Annotated in this window: 18 protein-coding genes; 10 read left to right on the top strand and 8 right to left on the bottom strand. The window is 38.9% G+C overall.

Translation table 11 applies throughout. The annotated features are described in order from the left end of the window. The first annotated feature begins 68 nt into the window (after positions 1–68). The 4 genes from B9T25_RS12610 to B9T25_RS12595 all read left to right on the top strand — a co-directional run bounded on the left by B9T25_RS12610 (position 69) and on the right by B9T25_RS12595 (position 3797). Positions 69–1256 (top strand): phosphoglycerate kinase, encoded by a 1188-nt coding sequence (locus B9T25_RS12610; RefSeq protein WP_086188762.1) that lies wholly within the window; start codon positions 69–71, stop codon positions 1254–1256. Positions 1257–1403: 147 nt separating this feature from the next. Next, a complete protein-coding gene (locus B9T25_RS12605) occupies positions 1404–1676 on the top strand; it encodes a hypothetical protein (protein WP_086188761.1) in 273 nt (90 codons plus the stop codon). A 123-nt stretch (positions 1677–1799) separates the two neighbouring features. After that, positions 1800–2837 carry a class II fructose-bisphosphate aldolase gene (fba, locus tag B9T25_RS12600; protein WP_086188760.1) on the top strand — a complete coding sequence of 346 codons (1038 nt, stop codon included), beginning with the start codon at positions 1800–1802 and terminating at the stop codon, positions 2835–2837. 96 nt (positions 2838–2933) lie between these two features. Further along, entirely contained in the window at positions 2934–3797 is an 864-nt protein-coding gene (locus B9T25_RS12595; RefSeq protein WP_086188759.1) for a DMT family transporter, read from the top strand. A gap of 307 nt (positions 3798–4104) precedes the next feature. Here B9T25_RS12595 and nfsB read toward each other — a convergent pair whose 3' ends face one another. From nfsB to B9T25_RS12575, 3 genes are all read right to left on the bottom strand, one after another. After that, complete coding sequence (gene nfsB, locus B9T25_RS12585; protein ID WP_086188757.1) at positions 4105–4758, bottom strand: oxygen-insensitive NAD(P)H nitroreductase; 654 nt, start codon at positions 4756–4758, stop codon at positions 4105–4107. Positions 4759–4995: 237 nt separating this feature from the next. After that, positions 4996–5715 carry a UDP-2,3-diacylglucosamine diphosphatase gene (locus B9T25_RS12580; RefSeq protein ID WP_086188756.1) on the bottom strand — a complete coding sequence of 240 codons (720 nt, stop codon included), beginning with the start codon at positions 5713–5715 and terminating at the stop codon, positions 4996–4998. 118 nt (positions 5716–5833) lie between these two features. Further along, positions 5834–6343: a peptidylprolyl isomerase gene (locus B9T25_RS12575; protein ID WP_086188755.1), complete on the bottom strand. Its 510-nt coding sequence runs from the start codon at positions 6341–6343 to the stop codon at positions 5834–5836. A gap of 165 nt (positions 6344–6508) precedes the next feature. Here B9T25_RS12575 and B9T25_RS12570 point away from each other — a divergent pair, with 165 nt between their 5' ends. Further along, complete coding sequence (locus tag B9T25_RS12570; protein WP_086188754.1) at positions 6509–8230, top strand: glutamine--tRNA ligase/YqeY domain fusion protein; 1722 nt, start codon at positions 6509–6511, stop codon at positions 8228–8230. Between the two features lie 118 nt (positions 8231–8348). Beyond that, positions 8349–9260 carry a bestrophin family protein gene (locus B9T25_RS12565; protein WP_086188753.1) on the top strand — a complete coding sequence of 304 codons (912 nt, stop codon included), beginning with the start codon at positions 8349–8351 and terminating at the stop codon, positions 9258–9260. 26 nt (positions 9261–9286) lie between these two features. On the opposite strand, the gene B9T25_RS12560 is transcribed toward B9T25_RS12565, so the two are convergent. The 4 genes from B9T25_RS12560 to putA all read right to left on the bottom strand — a co-directional run bounded on the left by B9T25_RS12560 (position 9287) and on the right by putA (position 15768). Then, positions 9287–9784, bottom strand: coding sequence for a lecithin retinol acyltransferase family protein (locus B9T25_RS12560; protein ID WP_086188752.1), 498 nt, complete (start codon positions 9782–9784; stop codon positions 9287–9289). A gap of 344 nt (positions 9785–10128) precedes the next feature. Continuing rightward, positions 10129–10356 carry a hypothetical protein gene (locus tag B9T25_RS12555; RefSeq protein ID WP_086188751.1) on the bottom strand — a complete coding sequence of 76 codons (228 nt, stop codon included), beginning with the start codon at positions 10354–10356 and terminating at the stop codon, positions 10129–10131. A gap of 252 nt (positions 10357–10608) precedes the next feature. Continuing rightward, entirely contained in the window at positions 10609–11694 is a 1086-nt protein-coding gene (gene trmA, locus B9T25_RS12550; protein ID WP_086188750.1) for a tRNA (uridine(54)-C5)-methyltransferase TrmA, read from the bottom strand. Positions 11695–11991: 297 nt separating this feature from the next. Next, the gene (putA, locus tag B9T25_RS12545) at positions 11992–15768 is read right to left on the bottom strand and encodes a trifunctional transcriptional regulator/proline dehydrogenase/L-glutamate gamma-semialdehyde dehydrogenase (RefSeq protein ID WP_086188749.1); all 3777 of its coding nucleotides are present in this window, start codon (positions 15766–15768) and stop codon (positions 11992–11994) included. 118 nt (positions 15769–15886) lie between these two features. On the opposite strand from putA, the gene B9T25_RS12540 reads away from it, so the two are divergent. After that, positions 15887–16378 (top strand): Lrp/AsnC ligand binding domain-containing protein, encoded by a 492-nt coding sequence (locus B9T25_RS12540; RefSeq protein WP_086188748.1) that lies wholly within the window; start codon positions 15887–15889, stop codon positions 16376–16378. Between the two features lie 67 nt (positions 16379–16445). Here B9T25_RS12540 and putP read toward each other — a convergent pair whose 3' ends face one another. Continuing rightward, positions 16446–17954, bottom strand: a complete 1509-nt coding sequence (gene putP / locus B9T25_RS12535) for a sodium/proline symporter PutP (protein WP_086188747.1) — start codon at positions 17952–17954, stop codon at positions 16446–16448. A 460-nt stretch (positions 17955–18414) separates the two neighbouring features. Between putP and aspA the strand changes: the two genes are divergently transcribed. The 3 genes from aspA to mfd all read left to right on the top strand — a co-directional run bounded on the left by aspA (position 18415) and on the right by mfd (position 23963). Then, positions 18415–19863 carry an aspartate ammonia-lyase gene (gene aspA / locus B9T25_RS12530; RefSeq protein ID WP_086188812.1) on the top strand — a complete coding sequence of 483 codons (1449 nt, stop codon included), beginning with the start codon at positions 18415–18417 and terminating at the stop codon, positions 19861–19863. Between the two features lie 143 nt (positions 19864–20006). Then, complete coding sequence (locus tag B9T25_RS12525) at positions 20007–20360, top strand: hypothetical protein (protein WP_086188746.1); 354 nt, start codon at positions 20007–20009, stop codon at positions 20358–20360. Between the two features lie 144 nt (positions 20361–20504). After that, positions 20505–23963, top strand: a complete 3459-nt coding sequence (gene mfd / locus B9T25_RS12520) for a transcription-repair coupling factor (protein WP_086188745.1) — start codon at positions 20505–20507, stop codon at positions 23961–23963. Positions 23964–24058: the final 95 nt, after the last annotated feature.

Below are 24058 nucleotides of genomic sequence, written 5' to 3'. Positions count from 1 at the left end.
GAAGCTAACCTTTTTCTGCATAATCATTTAAAATCGGGCGGTTTTTATATCTATACAGAGAGCTATACATGAATTTTCAACGTATGACTGACCTTGATTTAACAGGTAAACGCGTTCTTATTCGTGAAGATTTAAACGTACCTGTGAAAAATGGTGAGATTACAAGTGATGCACGTTTACGCGCTGCACTTCCTACCATTAAAGCCGCGATTGCAAAAGGCGCTGCGGTAATGGTTTGTTCTCATCTTGGTCGTCCCGTTGAAGGTGAAGCTAAACCAGAACAGTCTTTAGCTCCAGTTGCTGCTTATTTGACCCAAGCTTTGGGTCAGGAAGTTCAATTGTTGACTGACTATTTAGCGGGTGTTGAGGTTGCAGTAGGTCAAGTGGTATTGCTTGAAAATGTGCGTTTCAACCCTGGTGAAAAGAAAAATAACCCTGAACTTGCACAAAAATATGCAGCACTTTGCGATGTTTTCGTCATGGATGCTTTTGGTACAGCACATCGTGCAGAAGCTTCTACTGAAGGTGTGGCTCGTTTAGCTCCAATTGCAGCAGCAGGGCCTTTACTTGCTGCTGAATTAGACGCACTTGGTCGTGCGCTTAAAACGCCTGAATCTCCAATGGTTGCCATTGTTGCAGGTTCTAAAGTTTCAACTAAACTTGATGTATTGACTTCACTTTCTACACTTTGTGACCAAATTATTGTTGGTGGTGGTATTGCGAATACCTTCCTTGCTGCGGCAGGTTACAACGTGGGTAAATCATTGTGTGAAACTGATTTAATCGATACTGCAAAAGCCATTGCGGCAAAAGTTTCAGTACCATTACCAACTGACGTTGTGGTTGCAGATGCAGCTGAAATTGATTTTTCTGACTTTTTGGGTTCATTGGCGAAAGCGAAAGCAGTCGTTAAAAATGTTGCTGATGTGACTGACAACGATATGATTTTAGACGTTGGTCCAGAAACGGCAAAAGCCTTTGCTGAAATTATCAACACATCAAAAACAATTCTTTGGAATGGGCCAGTTGGTGTGTTTGAAGTCGATCAATTCGGTGAAGGGACTAAAGCACTGTCTTTAGCAATTGCTGAATCAGCAGGTTTCTCTATTGCAGGTGGTGGTGATACTTTAGCTGCAATCGACAAGTACGAAGTTGCTGATAAAATTGATTATATTTCTACAGGTGGTGGTGCTTTCCTTGAGTTTGTAGAAGGTAAAACACTTCCAGCTGTTGCAGTATTGCTTGAACGTGCATAATTGACAGCAATGTCATGATGACTGTTTGATGAAAAGGTTGATCTCATGATCAGCCTTTTTTATTTCTGATTCATTTTTTAGTCATTAAAATGAAATATATCTGCAATAAAATCATGTTCATTAAATCTCCTGTTGTAGGAAAATCTGATGAACTTAAAACTCACGTTGGCAGCATTACTGATTGCACCTTTAGCTTTAACCGCTTGTGCAAAGAAAGATGAAGCAGCTAAAAATGAGACAGCTGAAACTGTGGTAGTAGAAGAAAAAATTACACCAGAACAACAAGCAGCGATTGATTCAATTGATCAACCCGTTTTGGATGAAAAAAATACTGATATACCCGCAGAAATAGCTAATGTGGATGTTGATGAAGCAACCGCAGCAGTTGAAGACGTGGCTTCTGAGCCAACGGCACAATAAGTTTTTTATTTTTTATTTAAAAGTCCCTGCATTTGCAGGGACTTTTTTATGAAATAGTGTTTTTTCTTGCTGAATTGAAAGCAATCCGCATGTAGAATATGGGGCATTACCTGGGAGGACATTATGGCTCTTATTTCATTGCGCCAGCTCTTGGATCACGCCGGTGAACACAATTACGGCGTACCAGCATTTAACGTAAACAATTTAGAACAAATGCGCGCAATTATGTTAGCCGCAGACGAAACGAATTCACCTGTTATTGTTCAGGCATCTGCGGGTGCTCGTAAATATGCAGGTGCTCCGTTCTTACGTCATTTAATTTTGGCTGCAATTGAAGAATGGCCACATATTCCAGTGGTTATGCATCAAGACCACGGTACAGATCCTGATGTATGTCAGCGTTCTATCCAGTTGGGCTTCTCATCAGTAATGATGGATGGTTCACTTGGTGCAGATGGTAAAACACCAACTTCATACGAATATAATGTAGATGTAACTCGTCGTACTGTTGCAATGGCACATGCGTGTGGCGTTTCAGTTGAAGGTGAGATTGGTTGCTTGGGTAGCCTTGAAACAGGTCTGGCTGGTGAAGAAGATGGCGTGGGTGCAGAAGGCGTACTTGACCATTCACAACTATTGACTTCAGTTGAAGAAGCAACTCAGTTTGTAGCAGATACCAATGTGGATGCTTTGGCAATTGCGGTAGGTACTTCACATGGTGCGTACAAATTTACCCGTCCACCTACAGGTGATATTTTAGCGATTGACCGTATTAAAGAAATTCATGCGGCATTGCCAAATACACATCTTGTGATGCACGGTTCAAGCTCTGTGCCACAAGAATGGTTAGCGATTATTAACCAATATGGCGGTGAAATTGGCGAAACTTATGGTGTGCCTGTTGAGCAATTGGTTGAAGCAATCAAACACGGTGTTCGTAAAATCAACATCGACACAGATTTGCGTTTAGCATCTACAGGTGCAATGCGCCGTATGATGGCTGAAAAACCAAGCGAGTTTGATCCACGTAAATTTTTCGCTGCAACTGTTGATGCAATGAAACAAATTTGTGTAGATCGTTATACTTCATTTGGTACTGTGGGTCATGCAGACAAGATTCGTCCAATTTCTTTAGAGAAAATGGTCAATCGTTATAAATAATCGTTAAAGATTATTTATAATAAAAAGCCCACATCTATTGTGGGTTTTTTTGTATTTAACCCTAAACCATTATAAATAAGGAAAATAAGGCAAAAGATGGAACTTATATTGGCTGCAGCATGTTGTAGCGTAGCTGTCTCAATTCTTTTAAAGCTCGCTAAAGCACAAGATTTTGATGCATTACACATGATTGTATGGAATTACGCTTCTGCAAGTGTGTTGTGCTTTTTCTGGTTTAAACCAGATTTACAGCATATTTCAATCATCAATACGCCGTGGTGGTTAATTATTGCTTTAGGTATTTTACTGCCAAGTGTTTTTTTATGTTTGGCGAAGTCTTTGCAATATGCGGGTATTGTGAAAACTGAAATTGCACAGCGTTTGTCTGTAGTTTTGTCTTTATTGGCGGCATTTTTTATTTTTCAGGAACAATTCAATACACTAAAAATAATCGGTATCGTTTTAGGCGTGTTAGCTGTATTAAGTCTTTTATTTTCCCATCAGCAAGACAAGACAGGGCAGTCATCGACAAAGCAAGCAATGCTGTATCTTGCATTGGTTTGGTTTGGCTATGCCTTAATTGATGTATTGTTAAAATATACCACTGGATTGGGAGTTCAGTTTGCTGTTGCGCTGAATTTAATGTTTATTTGTGCCTTTATATTGTCATTGGCTTATATTGCAATGACCACCAAGACGTTTGGCACTAGAAGTAATATTTTGGCTGGAATGGGATTAGGGCTGTTAAATTTTGCCAATATTGCACTTTACGTCAAAGCACATATGTTATTGAAAGACACACCTGCAATTGTCTTTGCAGGCATGAATATTCTTGTGGTTGTATTTGGTGCATTAAGTGGCTTAATCATCTTTAAAGAAAAATTAACACTAACGACCATTTTTGGTTTAGCGTTAGGCTTAGCCAGTGTTACTTGTTTAGCTTATGCGATATCTGTTTAAGTAGATTTTTTGTGAAAATACGTGGGTATTTAATAAAATCTTTGATTTCAGCTGTTCCAAGCAATAAGCCAGCCTTTTTACAGTCAGGGCAGTCTGGATAAAAAGAAAGAGCATCTATGCGGTACGGATGCATATAAATTTTATTACAGGTTGTACATTTGAATTTCATTGGCATTTTCGAGGCAACTGGCATGAGAAGTACGACCGTTTAATTTTTGCGCAAATATACCTGAATAATATTTAAAAAATAAGTCCTGAAATGACATAAAAGAGGAATATATCCTCTTTTATTGTAAGTAATTTTGAATTAAAGCTGAGTAAAGATTTCTTCTTTACTTAAGCGAGATTTTGGCAGTTTTGCATTAAAGTCATTTTCGCTACGATAACCAAGTGTCAGTAATACCGAAGGTACCAAGCCTTTTTCAGTTAACTGCAATTCATCATTAATGATTTGTTCATCAAAACCACCAATCGGCGTTGCATCAATACCTTCAATTCCAGCTGCTAACAAGATTTGACCAAGCGCGATAAAGGTTTGATTTTCAGCCCAACGCTGAATATCACCTTTTTCATTTCGGTAGTAATTGACATAACCTGAACGACTATCTTTTTGCCCTTGTTTAGCATTTGAGTCCTTAAAGCGACCACTGATATCATCTTGAGTTAACAAGTTATCTAAATGTTGTTCGCTGATATCTGCTTTAGTGCAAAATAAAATAGTGTGTGATGACTCTAAAACTTTAGGTGCGTTATAGGCATATTTTCCAACCAACGCTTTTGCAATACGCTCTTTCGCCACTTGATTATCGGCAATAAAGAAATGCCAAGGTTGAATGTTAATAGAAGATGGTGTTAAACGTAAAATTTCTAATAAACGAGTAATTTGTTCTTGCGGAATTTTTCGAATAGGATCATAGGCTTTTGTTGTATAACGTGTTTTTGAAATGCTTAAAAGATCCATCAATCATTGCTCCACTTGTAAAGTATATTGCTTATTCTACCTGAAGTGCTAAGAAAAGGGTTTGTCACAAATTGAACTGGCTTTAGACTTTGGCATGATAAAAAATTCGATTCAAATCTATTTAATTTGACTTTTTGAGCTATGACATCTTAAAAATAATTTGTTATTAAATTTAGAGTGGTGTGAGCATAGGTCTTGCGTATTAAAACTTAGAATTAAAAAAACAACATTTAACCGTTAATAAGCCCAAGTTTTGAGTTCTAATTTTTGCTCAAGATTGCTTAGATCAATTTCTAAAATCTGAGCTTCGTGTTCACGCCAATCACCTAAAACGATACGTTTTTTGTTATTAAGATCATGAATTTCAGGGCGGTGTGTATGTCCATGAATTAGTAAATCAACCGATTGCAGTGATTGTTCAACGGCATGTTGATTCACATCCATAATTTCATAGGATTTTACTTGTTTGGTTTCTGCACTTTTTTTACGGAAGCCATTAGCCAACTTCTGACGGAAACTGAGCGGCATACTTTTTAAAAAACCTAAAAGAATTGGATTACGAATAATTTTACGAAATTTTTGATAGGACACATCATCGGTACACAGCAAATCGCCATGTTCAAGGCGTATTTGAATGTTGCCTATTTTTAACGTATCGACATCAGGCAATAAAATAGCGTTAAATTGTTTTAAAAATCGCTTACCTAAAGCAAAATCACGATTACCGACTTGGAAATAAACTTGATTACCAGCTTGATTGAACTGTTTTAAAGCATCAACAACGTCATCTAACCATTGGGCAGTGTAGTCATCACCAACCCATGCATTAAACCAATCACCTAAAATATAGAGTTGGGTGTTTTTGTTTTGATAGTGTGCCAATAAATCCAAAAACCCCCGAACGAGTCGAGGGTGTTCAGGTGACAAATGTAAATCAGCGATAAACAAATAGGTCACTTATTTTTCCTTTTAACTTCCTCTGTCCCTAATTATTGAAGAAGAAAGAAATGATTCTTTCCATTATTCCGTTTTAAAGCAGCGCTTTAAAACTAATTAAGGACGGGGAGGACGTTTTTTATTCAGCAATAATTTTAGCAGATTCGATCACAACATTTTCTAAAGGAACATCAGCATGGTGACCACGGTTACCAGTGCGAACACCTTTAATTTCGTTAACGATGTCTAGACCTTCAGTGACTTTACCAAATACAGCATAACCCCAACCTTGGACATTTTCGCCTGAGTGGTTAAGGAAAGCATTATTGCCTACGTTAATAAAGAATTGAGCAGATGCAGAATGTGGAGATTGAGTACGCGCCATTGCGATTGTGCCTAACTCATTTTTTAAGCCGTTGTTCGCTTCATTTTCAATAGAGTCGCGAGTCGCTTTTTCTTTGAAATTTTCATCCATGCCACCGCCTTGGATCATGAAACCGTCAATAACACGGTGGAAAATTACGCCATCATAAAAACCATCACGAACGTATTCTAAGAAGTTAGCAACAGTTTTAGGTGCTTTTTCTGAGTTAAGTTCAAGAACAATACGTCCTTTACTGGTGTTTAATTCAACTTGAGGAAAACTCATTCTATAATCTCCTGATCATGGACAAAAAAGCCATGGGTTTTTGGTTGAGAGAAGCATAAGCAAACTGTAAACTACAAGGCAAGCAAAAACGCGACTTTCTTTGTTAAAAAACGAAAATTGCGTTTTAATTATCCTATTTTATCTTATAGAAGTGATTTATCAACTATGAAGTCGAATGATGTTGTTTCATCCCTGCCAAATAACCCGACAACTAATACTCAATCTGTCGATGCTGCGCAGCAAGAACAACAGCCGGGCTTAGACTTTGTACGCCAAGTCATTACCGAAGATCTAGCAGCAGGTCGTACAAAGCAGGTGGTGACGCGTTTCCCACCAGAACCAAATGGTTATTTACATATTGGTCATGTCAAAGCTATTTGTCTGAATTTCGGTATTGCACAAGAATTTGATGGCGTATGTAACCTGCGTTTTGACGATACCAATCCCGATGCAGAAGAACAAGAATACGTTGATGGTATTGCCAACGATGTCAAATGGTTAGGTTTTGACTGGAATGGCGAACCGCGCTATGCATCAAGCTATTTTGACCAATTGCATACATGGGCAATTCAATTGATCAATCAAGGTGATGCTTATGTTGATTTGCAGTCACCTGAAGAAATTCGTTTAAACCGTGGTAATTTTGTTGAACTGGGCAAAAACTCACCTTATCGTGATGTGAGTGTGGAAGAAAATCTTGTACGTTTTACCCAAATGAATAATGGCGAGTTGGGTGAAGGCAAAGCAGTACTTCGTGCCAAAATTGATATGGCTTCACCGAATGTACATATGCGTGACCCGATTTTGTATCGTGTACTTCATTCTGAGCATCATCAAACAGGTGATACATGGAAAATGTACCCGATGTATGACTACGCTCATCCATTATCTGATGCGATTGAAGGCATTACCCATTCACTTTGTACACTTGAATTCCAAGATCACCGTCCATTCTATGATTGGGTCGTGGAAAAAGTTAAATCTGAAGCCGTTCCACGTCAATACGAATCGAGTCGTTTAAATATTGATTACACCATTACCTCTAAACGTAAGCTTCGTAAACTAGTTGAAGGTGGTCATGTTCATGGTTGGGATGACCCACGTATGCCAACTGTTGTGGGTATGCGTCGTCGTGGTTTTACTGCGGAAGGTTTGCGTGATTTTTGTAAACGTGTAGGCGTGTCTAAAACTGATGGTATTGTTGATGTGGCAATGCTTGAGTTCTGTATTCGTCAATCACTGGAAAATACCGCTGCACGTGGTATGGCAGTGTTAAACCCACTTAAAGTGACATTAACCAATCTTCCTGAAGATATGGATTTAACCCATTCACGTCATCCGAATGTGGATATGGGCGAGCGTGTTATTCCTTTATCTAAAGAAATTTATATCGATCGTAAGGATTTTGAAGAAGTGCCACCGAAAGGCTTTAAACGTTTAATTCCTGAGGGTGAAGTACGTTTACGTCATGCTTATGTGATTAAGTGCGATGAAGTGATTAAAGATGCTAATGGTGAAGTGATTGAGCTTAAATGTTCAATTGACCCTGAAACTTTAGGTAAAAACCCTGAAGGGCGTAAAGTGAAAGGGGTTGTACATTGGGTTTCTGCAACGAAAGGTATTGCTGCTGAAGTTCGTGTTTACGACCGTTTATTTACTGAAGCTGCGCCAGATGCAGATGATGATTTCTTAGCGAACTTAAATCCAAATTCTTTAACGGTACTTCAAGCCGTGATTGAACCTGCATTGGCACAGGCGAAACCTGAAGATCGTTTCCAATTTGAACGTGAAGGTTATTTTGTTGCAGATCAATATGAGCATACCAGCGACAAACCTGTCTTTAACCGTATTTTGGATTTAAAAGATAGTTTTAAACCAGGCAAATAACGAAAGCACTATATTTTAGTAAAAGATTGGCATTCAATGTGAATGTCACTCTGCTGAAATAAGCCATAAAAGCTCAACTTAGGTTGGGCTTTTTCATGCAGATCAATAAGGACTTGCCGTGATTATTCGAGATAAAACCAATAGTTTTGCACTGCTGTTTGCTTGGCACGGTACAATTCTGCCTAAAGTTTTTCCTGCACTGATAATGGTGGTGCTGATCTCGACAACTTTGGTTTATTTGTCGAAGAATCATTATGTTTCGGTGCCAGAAGTTCCTGCGGTAGGTTTTACTGTTTTTGGAGTGATCTTATCGATCTTTCTAAGCTTTAGAAATACTGCATGTTATGAGCGTTGGTGGGAAGGGCGCAAGTTGTGGGGTGCTTTAATTGCGAATTCACGACATATGATACGGGATACCTATGTGTTAGATGATCAACCGCGTGAAGTATTGCTGTACCGTATCATGCTGTTTACTCATTTATTACGTGATCGGCTACGTAAACAGGTGCATTCATTTGAACATTATCAGCTACATGTACAATTGACAGAACAGCAATGGCAGATGCTGAGTGGTCATATGAACCCACCGCAATATGTGTTGGAAATTATTCAAAAAGATTTAGTCGGCATTTATAAACGTGCTGAGATCACAGATATTATTTACAGTGCATTAACCAAGCATACCGTTGCGATTGGTGATATTCATGCAGGTTGTGACCGAATTTCATCTACACCGTTGCCATTTTCATATTCTGTGTTACTTCATCGCGCCGTGTATTCATTTTGCTTTATTCTGCCATTTAGTCTTGAATCCAGTTTAGGGGTTTGGACTCCCGTAATTGTCGCACTGATTGCTTACTTGTTTTTAGGTTTAGATGCCTTAAGTGCGGAGTTGGAAGAACCCTTTGGTATTCAGGAAAATGATTTGGCCTTAGATTCTATGGTACGCAACATAGAGCGGGAAATGCTGAGTTCATTGGGTGAAGACTTACCGCCCATGATTGTTGCTCATAAAGCGAATTTGATTTAAGAATTTTATCTCTGCTAGAATTCAAATTACGGATTTTTATGTCTATCCTTATCACGTAATTTCTTTTTGATATACAAAACTAAAGCAAAACAGGTGGTGGTGATCGTTAGTAGCATACTGTTCATATAGCTCATGATTGAGCTGACATAGCCAATGGTGGTGAGGCGATTCATCATACGCATCACTTGTGGGCTGCTTTCTACACCTGTAATTGCCCAAGTGCATAAATGTTCACAGTTATTCATAATTAGATGATAGCTGTTTTCATTCATGCGTGAACGCATACGACGTACCACTTTACGACCGACAAATTTTGGATGGGTATAGCGTTGAACAATAATGGTTTTACCAAAACTGAATTTTTCTAGTGATGTGACTTCAATAGGACGTTTTTTGAATAAGTGTGCAAAACCTGAATAATGAATCACCCGACCACGCCCTGCATAAATGCCATGGTGGGAATAGCCCAAATGTTTGACGATCAGATGTGTCCCTAAAGGAAATCGTGTTTTCTGCTGCCGCATCGTACGCTTAGCCTATAAAGTTACAAGTGTATATTGTTGATCTAGTTTACTGTTTCTGTATGAAAGAATCGAATATTTCATTCAGTTGAATGAATTTGTTATGCTTTTATTCAAAACAACGGCATATTGCTTCTTCAATTGTTTATGTAAAAAGCCATCACCTCAGGGTAGGCATGTTGTCAATAGAATGTATCAAGATGTGCGTCATACTCGCTTTAGATGAGTATCAGTCGCCAAAAGAGAGAATAGGGGACAGCTTAATCTTAACTATAGTCCTTCAATCTGTCGTATCAGCAAATAAAAAAGGCATTTAGATGATCTAAATGCCTTCTTCTCAGACTCTACTATTGGAGTGGTAGATGCTGTAGTTCATTTAACTCTTTACGGCTATAACCTCGCGAAGCTAAAACCTTTTTAATTCCAATGATGACTTCTTCATCTGTTGCTTTTGCTAAAGCTTGAATCAGTTGTTCATTCGATTTACAAGAGCAATCATTTTCGACACAAGAAATTTGGTTCTTCTGGTCGTTTTGCTGTTGATTTGCAGAAAACAGCTTTTGCCAAAAACTCATAGAGCCTTCATACACGACTTAATATAGTTCGAAATATAGCCAATCTGGTAAATAAAACAAGTCTACTAAAGCGATAAAAGCAGCAATCGAACAGTAAATTTTCCGATAGTAGCAGAGAAGTTTAACGGTATTATGACATTGACTATTTGAAAATATTTATAAGTTGCTGATTTTTATTTTAATAAAAAAATGAAGCTCAATTGAGCTCCATTAGAATATAAAAAATTAGGTTTTTACAACGAAATAAATTGTTTAAATTTTTTCGAGCAATATGCCAGATTCTACGTGATGGGTGTATGGGAATTGGTCAAACATCGCAAACTTGGTGATTTTGTGCGTTTGGGATAAAGTCTTTAAGTTGTCCTGTAAAGTATCAGGATTACATGAAATATAAATGATGCGTTCAAAGCGTTGGATCAGTTTTAATGTTTCATCATCAATGCCTGCACGTGGCGGATCAACAAAAACAGTGTCGAAATCATAGCTTGAGATATCGATATTAGCTTCTTGTAAACGACGGAACTCACGTTCACCATTATAGGCTTGAGTGAACTCTTCAGCAGATAGACGTGCAACTTGAATATTGTCAATTTGGTTTTGTTCAATATTCCACTGCGCAGCATAAACAGATGATTTAGCCAGTTCTGTTGCTAGTACTCGATTGAACTTGGTTGAAAGTGGTAGGGTAAAATTACCATTACCACAGTACAGCTCAAGTAAATCTTTATCTGACTGTTCAGCAGCATTACATGCCCATTCCAGCATCTTTTGGCAAACTTGTGCATTCGGTTGCGTGAAACTGCTTTCGATTTGTTTGTATTTATAAGTACGGTCAAAAACTTGGAGTTCTTCAACCACATATTCATCAGACAAGACAAATTTTACACCGCGACTACGACCAATCAATTTAATATTAAGTTGTTCGGCTAACGCTTTGGCAGCAACTTCCCACTCTTGTTCAAGTTTACGGTGGTAGATGAGTGAAACCAGCACTTCACCGCTTAACGTTGCTAGAAAATGTGCTTCAAATAAACGCGATTCTAAAATAGGATTTGCTTTTAAAGCTGTCAATAGTTTTGGCATTAAATCATTAATGCTTTGATCTGCAATCGGGAATTCATCTATACGAATAACGGTTTTCTGTTTGTCGTCTTCATTGCGTTCGAACATGGCATAGAACATATCATCTTCAGTATGCCAAATACGAAATTCTGCACGCATACGGAAGTTTTGTTCAGGCGACTGAAATACTTCTAAAGAAGGGGGATTAAATTCGGCAAATTGAGCAGAAATACGTGCAATCTTGGCATCAAGTTGTAACTGATAAGCTGAAGTCATATGCAGTAAAAATCACAAACACATTGAAAACAGGGATGGTAACAAAGTTTGAATAAGATGACTAAACTTATTCCCAATTAAGCAGTAGAAATATAGTGTGAACCGATATTTTGTGTGGATCTGTTGTTGATCTTATTTGTTGCAGTTAAAAGTTCTTGCAATAGGGGTATCACGATCATCTTAGTGATGATTGATCAATTTATAAAAAATCGCCAAGTCAACGAGATTAGGGAGTAGTCGACTTGGCTGAAAAGGAAAAGATATTTTGTTATAGGGTTGTGTGCTAAAGGTTTATTTTTAGCTTTGCGTGAGTGTCATTAGGCTGGCATTTCCTCCCGCCGCTGCGGTATTAATACTGATCGCCCGTTCAATTACAAAACGCTCCAAAGGAATATCATGATGCAGTGGTTCTAAGTGAGTGACGCCAATAATCGCACCTGAACGAGCAGCAATTTTGCTTTGCAGCTTTTGTAGTTCGACTTTGGTTCCGTGATGTAACACTGCATCAAACTGATCCGTTTCAATATTTTTGATGATAGAAAAACTGTCCACGATTTCTTTTGGCATTTTCTGCAAATATTTCAGTACGAAAGTATTTTCTGCCAGTACCGTCGGTTGACTGCCTACCGCAAAAATTGCACACAATTGCTGGATTTGATCCTGCTCTTGATCGGCTAAAGACAGGACACGTTTTCTTGGTAACACCACATATTGATTACTTTCCCCTGTAGGGCCTTGTAATTCATAATGATGACCAGAACAGAACGCAGGGGATGGACTCAGTTTATATTGAGGGAAATTCTTTTCTGCCCAAGCATAAAATATCTCATATAAAGGTTGATGTGCGGGTTGTGTTTTGGGCGCTTGAGTGGCAAAAGGAATGGCCAGTTTTTTTGCTGAACAGCTTTGCATTAAGCGGTAGAGATAAATTGGTCCACCTGCTTTAGGACCAGTACCTGATAAACCCTCACCACCAAAAGGCTGAACCCCGACCACAGCACCGACAATATTACGATTAATATATAAGTTGCCGACTTCTGCATGCGCAATCACTGTTTGAATGGTTTCATCAATACGGGTATGTAAGCCCATGGTTAAGCCATAACCTTTGGCATTAATGTGCTGAAGTAACTGTTCTAATTGACCATATTTGTAACGAATGACATGCAAGACTGGACCAAAAACCTCACGTTGCAAATCATTTAAATTCGGTAGTTCAATCAAAGTCGGTGGAATAAATGTACCTTCGGTTAAACTTGAATCGTGTTCAGGATTGAACATGAATTGATGCACTGGGTGACCTTTGGCACGCATTTGATCAATATGTTTTTGAATATTATTTTGCGCCTCTAAATCAATCACTGGGCCAATATCTGTTTTTAATAAGAAGGGACTGCCAACTCGCAGTTGTCGCATTGCACCTTTTAACATGGTGATGACGCTATCGGCACTATCTTCTTGAACACATAAAACACGTAGTGCTGAACAGCGTTGACCAGCACTGTCATAAGCCGAGCTGACCACATCTAAAACCACTTGTTCGGTTAATGCAGAGGAGTCGACAATCATTGCATTTTGACCACCCGTTTCTGCAATTAAGGGAACAGATTGACCTGAGCTACTTAGGCGCTGCGCAAGTGTTTTTTGTAAAATTTTGGCAACTTCGGTTGAGCCAGTAAACATGATGCCTTGAATACGGGCATCGCTACTTAATTGAGCGCCAACGGTTTCGCCTTGTCCGGGTAAAAGTTGTACGACATCATTTGGAATGCCTGCTTCCCAGAGTATTTTGATTGCTTCTGCGGCAATGAGTGGGGTTTGTTCAGCAGGTTTTGCAATGACGGTATTGCCTGCAACCAGTGCAGCAGAAATTTGACCTGCAAAAATGGCTAAGGGGAAATTCCACGGACTAATACATAACACCGTACCCAGTGGTTCAATGATCGTATCATTTTCTAAATCAATGACCTGTGCTGCATAATAGCGCAGAAAATCGATTGCTTCGCGGACTTCTGCAATGGCATTGGAATAGGTTTTACCACTTTCACGGCAGAGTAAAATCATCAGTTCGGGCAAACGTGATTGCATAATATCTGCTGCACGTTGCACATAAGCTGCACGGGTATTTTTTGCTGTATTGCTCCATCCAGATTGTGCATTCATTGCATTTTCAAGTGCTTGATTCACTTGAGTTGCTGTGGCTTCTTGCACATGACCCACGATATCTGAACCATTCGCAGGATTAACAATGGCTAAACTTTGTAGGCTCTCATGCTGAAGGGTCTTTTCAATGCTTAAGTTTTTACCTAAGGCTTGAGCTTGCCATTGATGCTGACTTAAATTTTGCGCAGTTTGATTAAGTGCAATTAAATCATGATCATTGGCTAGATCTAGACCAGCAGAATTGGGACGAATATCGCCGTATAAGTCTTGTGCCAGAGGAATGGATGGATGTTTCTGACCAATTTGCACTTCTTTTTCAGCATTTTTCAGAATTTCGGTATGTGGATTTTCAATGAGATCACTAATTTCTAATGTTTTGTCTGCAATACGATTCACGAAAGATGTATTTGCACCATTTTCTAATAAACGGCGTACCAGATAAGCCAGTAGTGTTTCATGATTCCCGACAGGCGCATAAATACGACAAGGCACACCGAGTTTTTTATCTAGTTTATTACCCACCACTTGTTCATACAGTGGTTCACCCATGCCATGTAAGCACTGAAATTCATACTGACCAATATAGTATTGCTTTGGATCTGCTAAATGGTAAATCGTTGCCAGCGTTTGTGCATTATGCGTTGCGAATTGAGGATAAATTTGCTCGGGTGCTGCTAATAATTTTTTTGCACAGGCAATGTAGGACAAATCGGTGTGAACTTTGCGCGTAAACACAGGATAGTCGTTCATTCCTTCAATTTGAGCTTTCTTAATTTCGCTATCCCAATATGCGCCTTTGACCAAGCGGATCATTAAGCGTTTTTGGCTACGTTTTGCTAAATCAACCACATAGTCGACCACGTAGAAACAGCGTTTTTGATAGGCTTGAATGACAAAGCCAATGCCTTTCCAGTCAGCAAGTGTTGGTTCAAAACATAGGCGTTCTAAAAGTTCTAAAGAAATTTCTAAACGTTCAGATTCTTCTGCATCAACGTTTAGCCCGATGTTGTATTGTTTTGCCAACTGAGCCAATTGAAGCACTTTTGGATAAAGCTCATGATGCACACGCTCAATTTGCACACGTTGATAGAGCGGATGTAGAGCAGAAAGCTTAATTGAGATACCTGGGCCATCGTAAACATCTTTGTCTTTTGATGCTTTGCCAATCGCATGAATGGCATCGCTATAATCTTGATAATAACGTTCAGCATCATGTTCGGTTAGTGCAGCTTCACCCAACATGTCATAAGAATAACGGAAGCCTTTATCTTCTAAAGATTCTGCATGTTTAAGTGCTTCTTGAATGGTTTCACCCGTTACAAACTGTTCGCCCATCATACGCATAGCAACATCTACGGCCTTACGGATAATGCTGCGACCACTACGCGCTAAAAGACCCGTCAATACACTTGATAAGCTATTTTCTTTTGGGGTTTCCATCAGTTTGCCTGTAAGCATTAAGCCCCAAGCTGCGGCATTGACAAACATCAGGTTGCTTTGACCGAGATGTTCTTTCCAATTGCCCTGATTAATTTTGTCACGAATGAGCAAGTCACGCGTTGCACTGTCCGGAATCCGCAGCAAGGCTTCAGCCAAACACATCAGCGCAATGCCTTCTTGAGAGGACAAGGAAAACTCTTGTAATAAACCTTGTACGATACCTGCTTTACCCGCAGAGCTTTTACGATCACGTAGTGTGTGTGCGAGGTTAAATGCAAGATCGTAAATACGCTGATTTAATTCGGCAGAAATTTGACTATGTTCAAGTAGGTTTTCAACACATTCTGGTTCAGCACGGCGCCAAGCAGTATTAATCTTAACTTCACAATCATTTTTTTCTTTGAATTCAGTTATATATTCAAAATGAGGTTTTGTTTCATCGAAATGGGTTTTTGTATCCATCATATTCATGCCAACGTCCTGTAACGCCCAAATTTTTGTTGAGTGAAATACCTTATATAATTTATGATTACAGAAATAAGACCGAATAACTCACTATAGTTTTTATTCATTTTAGAGAATAATTCAGATGACAAGCCCGATTTTTACATTGGACAGAACAGATATCAAAATTTTAGATATTCTGCAAAATGATGGTCGAATTTCAAATATCAAATTGGCTGAAATGGTTAACTTATCCGCGACTGCTGCTTTAGCGCGTGTGCAAAAATTGATGAAAGATGGCTTCATTGTGGGTTATGAAGCAAAGCTGAATCCTGAAATGCTCAATGCCAGTTTTGTGGTTTTTGTAGAAATTTTATTGGATAAAACCACACCGAATGTTTTAGAGGAGTTTTCTGATGCAGTGATGCAATATCCAGAAATTGTGGAATGTCACATGATTAGTGGGGGCTTTGATTTTGTGGTGAAAATTCGCTGCGCTAATATGGAAGAGTTCCGCAGGATTTCGGGGCAGGTATTATGGCAACTTCCAGGTGTAAAAGAGACCCGAAGTTATCCAGTGATGGAAGTGATTAAAGAAGGTTCTAAAATACATATTAAAAGCAAACTACAAAAATAAAAACAATAAAGGGGCCTAAGCCCCTTATAGAATTGGAAATTTATCTAGGCTTTAAGATGAAGGATATTTACTTCTTCAATTCAGCCATTTCTTTTTTATACAATTCATCGGCTTGTTCAAAACGCTGGATCACCTCTGGAGATGGCGCTTTTTCTAGCAAGCTCACAACGATGATACTGATGAATGAGAAAATGAAGCCGGGAATAATTTCATAAAGTCCAGTGCTTGCCATGGTGTTTTTCCATAAAATAACCGTCACCGCACCGACAATAATTCCGACAATCGCGCCGTTTAAAGTCATACGTTTCCAGAATAAAGATAGGATGATGAGTGGGCCAAATGCAGCACCAAAACCTGCCCATGCATAAGCCACTAAGCCCAAAACCTTACTGTCTGGATTGCTTGCAAGACCAATTGCGAGAACTGCAATGGCTAAAACCATGAAACGCCCCACCCAAACCAACTCCTTCTGTGAAGCATTTTTGCGTAGAAATGATTTATATAAATCTTCAGTTAATGCGCTTGAACAGACCAAAAGCTGACAGCTTAGTGTGCTCATCACCGCCGCTAAAATAGCAGCTAGAACCACGCCTGTAATCCATGGATTGAACAAGATTTTAGTCAATTCCATGAATACAGTTTCAGGGTTGGCTGTCGCTATTGCAGCATGTTCTGGGTGGATGTTGAAGTAAGCAATACCTAAGTAGCCAACAGCAACTGCACCGGCTAAGCAGAGAATCATCCACGTCATGCCAATGCGGCGTGCTGCTGGAATCGATTTCACAGAATCTGCTGCCATAAAACGCACAAGAATATGTGGTTGGCCAAAATAGCCTAGACCCCATGCCATAGAGGATAAAATGGCAACAATGCTTAAATCTGAAAAAAGGTTGTTTGCCAGTGGACGAACAGATTCAATTACAGTTGTCACTTGCTGCGCATTCTCGCCAATAGCAATGTAAGTCATAATTGGCGCAAGCAGTAGGGCAAAAATCATTAGACCGGCTTGGAAGGTATCTGTCCAACTGATCGCGAGAAAGCCACCGATACATACATAACTAATGGTTGCAATTGCACCAATCCACAGTGCAGTGGTGTAATTCCAACCAAAGAGGCTTTCAAACAGGCGTGCGCCAGCAACCATGCCTGAAGCACAGTAAATTGCGAAGAAAATTAGAATGACTACGGCTGAAATAATACGCAAAACACGCTTACGATCACCAAAACGGCTGGTGAAATAATCTGGCAATGTTAATGCGTTATTCTGTACTTCGGTATGAACACGTAAACGACCTGCAACCAATAACCAATTGAGCCATGCGCCAATAATCAGTCCAATGGCAATCCAAGCCTCAGATAAGCCTGAAAGATAGATTGCTCCAGGAAGACCCATCAAGAGCCAACCACTCATATCTGATGCACCGGCAGAAAGGGCGGTGACGACACTACCTAAACTACGACCACCCAGGATGTAATCTGAGAAATCTGTGGTGGCTTTATAGGCATATAGCCCAATTCCAACCATGGCAATAATATAAAAAATAAATGTGATTAATGTCGGGTTTAGCTGACTCATGTGCTCATCCTTATGTCCTTATAAATACATCTATCCAAGATGAATTTTTATCCATATCCAGTAAGGAGCTGATTCAAGCATAGAACTAAAATTACGTTCCGTTACATTTCGGGAGGATTTAATAGTGAGTTGTGTAGCGAAATGTATTTCTAGATACAATTGGAAAAAAGATTATAAAATGAATAAATTATAAACATGATGCTAAATGCCATTCATATTTGGGCGTATTTAATTAGTGTAAATTTAGAATCAGTCTAAAAGAGTCCTGAGTTGTATTTTTAATGAGAAAGGTTGAATACAGTCAAGAATATTACACATTCTTACAGTTGTTACGAAAATGCTGTATTTGATTATAAAGTATTGCTAAATATATATCTTTTTACTGTATTCAAAATAGAACAAAAGTTTAATATTTGTTATATTGCACAATTCTGGTGCATAAAATGTGAGTGTATTTAAAGTGTCTACGGTTCAACTTGATCATACAAGAGTAGAGCATGATTTGTTGGGGGCGAAGAAAGTTCCAGCAGCATGTTATTACGGCATCCATACTTTACGTGCTTTAGAGAATTTTCAAATCTCTAATCAAAAAGTAGGAACTAATCAACATTTTATTCGTGCTCTAGCGCAAGTCAAAAAGGCTTCAGCGCAAACCAATTTGAAATTTACAAAAATTTCTGAACAAGTTAGCCAAGCTATCGAGTTTGCTTGTAATGAATTAATCGAGTTTCCCGATAAATGGAGTACTGCTTTTCCTTTAGATGTTTATCAAGGTGGAGCGGGAACATCTATTAATATGAATACCAATGAAGTATTAGCAAATATTGCCTTAGAACATTTAGGGTTTAATAAAGGTCAATATGAACATATTCACCCCAATGATCATGTGAATAAATCACAATCAACCAATGACGTCTATCCAACGGCTTTGCGTTTAGCAACCTATTATAGTTTGGATGATCTGTTACTTCAGATTCAAAGATTGATTGATACACTACACATAAAAGTTGCAGAGTTTCAGTTTGTTTTAAAAATGGGACGAACTCAATTACAAGATGCTGTTCCGATGACTTTGGGACAAGAATTCCGTGCTTTTGCGACGTTATTAAAAGAAGACATACGCTTAATTCAGCGTACACGTGAGCTGTTATTGGAAGTGAATTTAGGTGCAACGGCAATTGGCACAGGAATAAATACACCTAAAGGCTATGCGTATGAAGCTGCTCAGTCTTTAAGTAAAATTACTGGCTTGAATTTAATTGGCGCGGAAGACTATGTTGAAGCCACCAGTGATTGTGGCGTATTTATTATTTTATCAAGTACGCTGAAACGCCTTGCAGTTAAACTTTCAAAAATCTGTAATGACTTACGCCTATTAAGTTCTGGCCCACGTACAGGTTTAGCTGAAATACGTTTACCTGAATTACAAGCAGGGTCATCCATTATGCCTGCAAAAGTTAACCCAGTCATTCCTGAAGTGGTCAATCAAATTGCATACAGAGTAATTGGCAATGATTTAACCGTGACGATGGCTGCTGAAGCAGGGCAATTACAGTTAAATGTCATGGAACCTGTGATTGCTATTGCAATTAATGAATCAATTGAATTACTCACACAAGCAATTAAAAGCCTAGATGACAAATGTATTAAAGGCATTCAAGCCAACGAACAAGTCTGTTATGACGCAGTCATGCGTAGTGTCGGCATTGTCACTTTATTAGATCCAATTCTAGGTCATGCTAAATGTGATGAAATTGGTAAGCAATGTATTGCTGAAAATAAAACCATTCAACAAGTGGTTTTAGAGCAAGAATTACTGACCCAAGAACAGTTAGATGAAATCTTCTCATTTAGTAATTTAGTTTCAGAAATTAGCGTACAAGCTGAGCCATTAGCACAAGTAAGCTAAATTTTGGCTGCAAAAATCCAATTCTGAGTAGTGATTATTAAAGGGTAGTAATTTAAGTTGCTATCCTTTTTTTATGAAAAATAGTCGTGAACAGACTGTAGCTCAGGTTAAAATAGACGAGATTTTTAATATTTGTAATGCTTATGCTGAATAAACTCGCTGGACTGTTTAAAGGTTCAAGAAAGTCTGCTGAACAACTGTTTTTACAACAACAGAATATTCAGTTTGATCAAGTGCAGGGTTATATTGTCGATGGTATTGTGGTCAATGAGCTTTCAGAACGTTTAGTTTATTTTTCAAATCGGAAATTGAACCACTTTGATGATTTAAAAAAATTGTATTTCACTGCAATGATTATCAATGAAAAAATTGATCTTGAAATTGCCAATCAACGCTTTGTCACGCGTTTAGGCAATACTGAAGAAAATTTATTGCAGTTGAAGCATATTATTCAAAAGTTAAATGACTATTATCGAATTTTCTTGCGCGAAAAATGATTAAAAAATAGGCTTTGAATAAATGAGATATTAAGCATCTAAAAGGATTTGGGTAAAAAATGGTGCCAAATATAAAAATAACTCAACCGCAAAATTACACATGCTAATATATTGCTTATGTGATTTAGACCAAAAGCTATATACATGTTCCAACAAGAAATTTCCCAACTAAATCTGCAACAATTAAAAGCAGGCGAGAAACGCTGGGTCGGTAATTTACAAGGCTCATCTGCATCTTTGTTGTTCAAAGAGATTGCGACGCAAAGTAAGCAATTATTCATTATTGTTGCCAAAAATAATCAGCATTTAGGTCAGTTGGAAAGTGAATTAGAGTTTTACGGGATAAAACCGATTATTTTCCCAGATTGGGAAATTTTACCGTATGACCGTTTATCGCCACATCAAGATATTGTGTCAGAACGACTGTCGATTTTATCCAATATGCCACAATCTGGCGTGTTGCTTTTGTCTGCATCGACCTTGGTACAACGGGTCGCACCAACGTCATGGGTGTTAGGCGAACATTTTGATATTAAAGTCGGTCAAAAATTTGCATTAGAACAACAAAAACTTCGCTTAGTACAAGCGGGCTACCACTTGGTCGATACCGTTTATGATCATAGTGAATTTGCTGTACGTGGCAGCATTATGGATATCTATGCGTCTGGGCAAAGTGCACCTATCCGTATAGATTTATTTGATGATGAAATTGAGAGTTTAAAGTTCTTTGATCCTGAAACGCAAAGAACGACGCAAAACTTGAAACAGTTTTCGGTGTTGCCCGCTAAAGAATTTCCACTCAAAGAAGGACGTTCGACTTTCCGTGATCGTTATGCAGAAAGTTTTCCGACTGCAAATCCAAAGAAAAATAGAGTTTATCAAGATGTTTTAGAAGGCATTGCATCTCCAGGGCTTGAGTTTTATTTTCCTTTATTTTTTAGTAAAGAAGCCATGGCAACACAAAGCACCCTCATGGCGTACTTTCCAAAGAATGGCATTGTCATTACAGATAAGAGTTTGGATGAAGGATTAAGCAATTTTTGGAAGGATGTGGTAAGACGTTACGAAGATCGTCGCCATAATGTTGATCATCCTATTTTACCGCCAGAGGAACTTTTCTTACAACCGAATCAGGTCTTGGAACAACTCAATCATTTTGCAAGAATTGTTGCTTCATCCGAAGAGTTTGTCGAAAAAACAGGTGTTCTGAATCTGAATACGGAATTGCCTCCGCGTTTACCTGTTGATCCAAAACAAGAAAAACCTTTTTCAGCGGTTAAAAAGTATATTGATGCTGTAAATCACCCCGTGCTTTTGGTTGCTGAAAGTGCAGGCCGCCGTGAAACTTTAAAAGATGCTTTGCGACCAGCGCTTGGGGATATCCCCAATGTGGAAAATTTTACCGACTTTAGAAAATCATTACATGCCATTGCTATTACCAGTGCACCACTTGATCGTGGTTTGGTGATCCCGAATCACCTCACGGTGATTTCTGAAAATCAGTTGTATGAACATCGTGTAGTTCAACGTCGTCGTAAACGTCAGCAAGAAGTATCCGAAGAGTTCCTCATTCGTAGTTTGACGGAACTGAGTATTGGTGCACCTGTCGTACATATTGATTATGGCGTGGGGCGTTATGCAGGTTTGGTCACTTTAAGTATAGATGATCAAGACTATGAGTTTTTACAGCTCGATTACGCTGATGCGGCCAAAGTATATGTTCCTGTCACCAACTTACATCTGATTAGCCGTTATAGTGGTGGTGATCCTGATTTGGCGCCGTTACATAAATTAGGTACGGATACGTGGAATAAAGCAAAACGTAAAGCCTTGGAACAAATACATGATGTCGCTGCCGAATTGCTGCATATTCAAGCACGTCGTCAAGCTAAACCTGGTTTTGCTTTTGAACTTGAGCAAAGTCCATATATGCAATTTGCCAGTGCTTTTGCTTATGAAGAAACTTTAGATCAAGCCAATGCCATTGATGCAACGCTACATGATATGCAATTGGCAAAACCCATGGATCGCCTTGTCTGTGGTGATGTCGGTTTTGGTAAGACAGAAGTTGCTATGCGTGCAGCATTTCTAGCGGTGCAAAATAATAAGCAAGTGGCGGTTTTAGTCCCGACCACCTTGCTTGCGCAACAGCATTATGAATCCTTTAAAAACCGTTTTGCCGATTGGCCAATTCGTATTGAAGTGCTATCCCGTTTTGGTTCCAATAAATCGCATGTGAAAACGACTGAGGATTTGGCGAATGGTAAAGTTGATATTGTGATTGGAACGCACAAAATTTTGCAGGAAAGTATTCAATTTAAAAACTTGGGTTTAATGATTGTCGATGAGGAGCACCGCTTTGGTGTACGTGATAAAGAACGTATTAAAGCCATGCGTGCCGATGTCGATATGCTGACACTGACTGCAACACCAATTCCGCGTACCTTAAATATGGCATTTAGTGGGATGCGTGATTTATCTATTATTGCTACGCCGCCGGCACGTCGTTTAGCCGTTAAAACTTTTGTGCAAGAAAGTACCAATGAATCGATCAAGGAAGCCATTCTGCGTGAATTACTTCGTGGTGGTCAGGTTTATTTTTTACATAATGAAGTGGATACCATTGAACGTGCAGCAGAAAGCTTACGTCAACTTGTTCCAGAAGCACGTGTAGCCGTGGCACATGGGCAAATGCGCGAACGTGAGTTAGAGCAGGTCATGCAGCAGTTTTATCACAAAGAATATAATGTCTTGGTGTGTTCAACCATTATTGAAACAGGGATTGATGTTCCAAATGCCAATACTATTTTAATTGAACGTGCAGATAAATTGGGTCTTGCACAGTTACATCAATTGCGTGGTCGTGTCGGTCGTTCACATCACCAAGCCTATGCTTACCTACTTGTGCCTTCTCTTAAAGGTTTAAAAGGCGATGCGGAAAAACGTCTTGATGCCATTCAGCGCGCATCAAATTTAGGCGCAGGCTTTATGCTTGCCACGGAAGATTTGGAAATTCGTGGTGCTGGTGAACTGTTGGGCGAGCAACAAAGTGGTTCAATGCAAGCGATTGGCTATAGTTTGTATATGGAAATGCTGGAGAAAGCGACTAAAGCCATTCAAAAAGGTAAAACACCGAATTTTGATGCGCCACTTTCTTTAACTGCTGAAATTAATTTGCATATGCCAGCGTTGATTCCAGATGATTATCTGGGTGATGTACATCAACGCTTGTTGTTTTATAAGCGTATTAGTAATACTGATAGTCAAGACAAGCTTGATAACATCCGCATGGAATTGATTGATCGTTTTGGTGTGCCACCACAACCGGTGAAGCAATTATTTGCCGTACATCAGATTCGTTTAAAAGCAGAGCAGTTGGGCATGACCAAAGTCGATATCGGTTCGCAGGGTGGTTATATTGAATTTTCTCCCGATACTCCAGTACAAGCAGTCAGCATTATTCAAATGATGCAAAAACATCCGACTTTTTTCCGTATGGATGGTGGGCAACGCTTGAAAGTGATGGTGATGTTGGAAGATTATCAAAAAAGAATTCAATTTATTTCTGATTTATTGGTCAGTTTATTAAAAGAAGTTCACTAAAGAGAATGTGAGTGCGTAATATTTATGCACTCATATTTAAGTTTGTTCATAATTTAAAAAATGCCAGTAAGAAATACTTGATTTTTTAAAGGAAA

The sequence above is a fragment of the Acinetobacter sp. ANC 4470 genome, assembly GCF_002135335.1.
GTDB lineage: Bacteria > Pseudomonadota > Gammaproteobacteria > Pseudomonadales > Moraxellaceae > Acinetobacter.
This window is presented reverse-complemented; position numbering and strand designations above follow the sequence as displayed.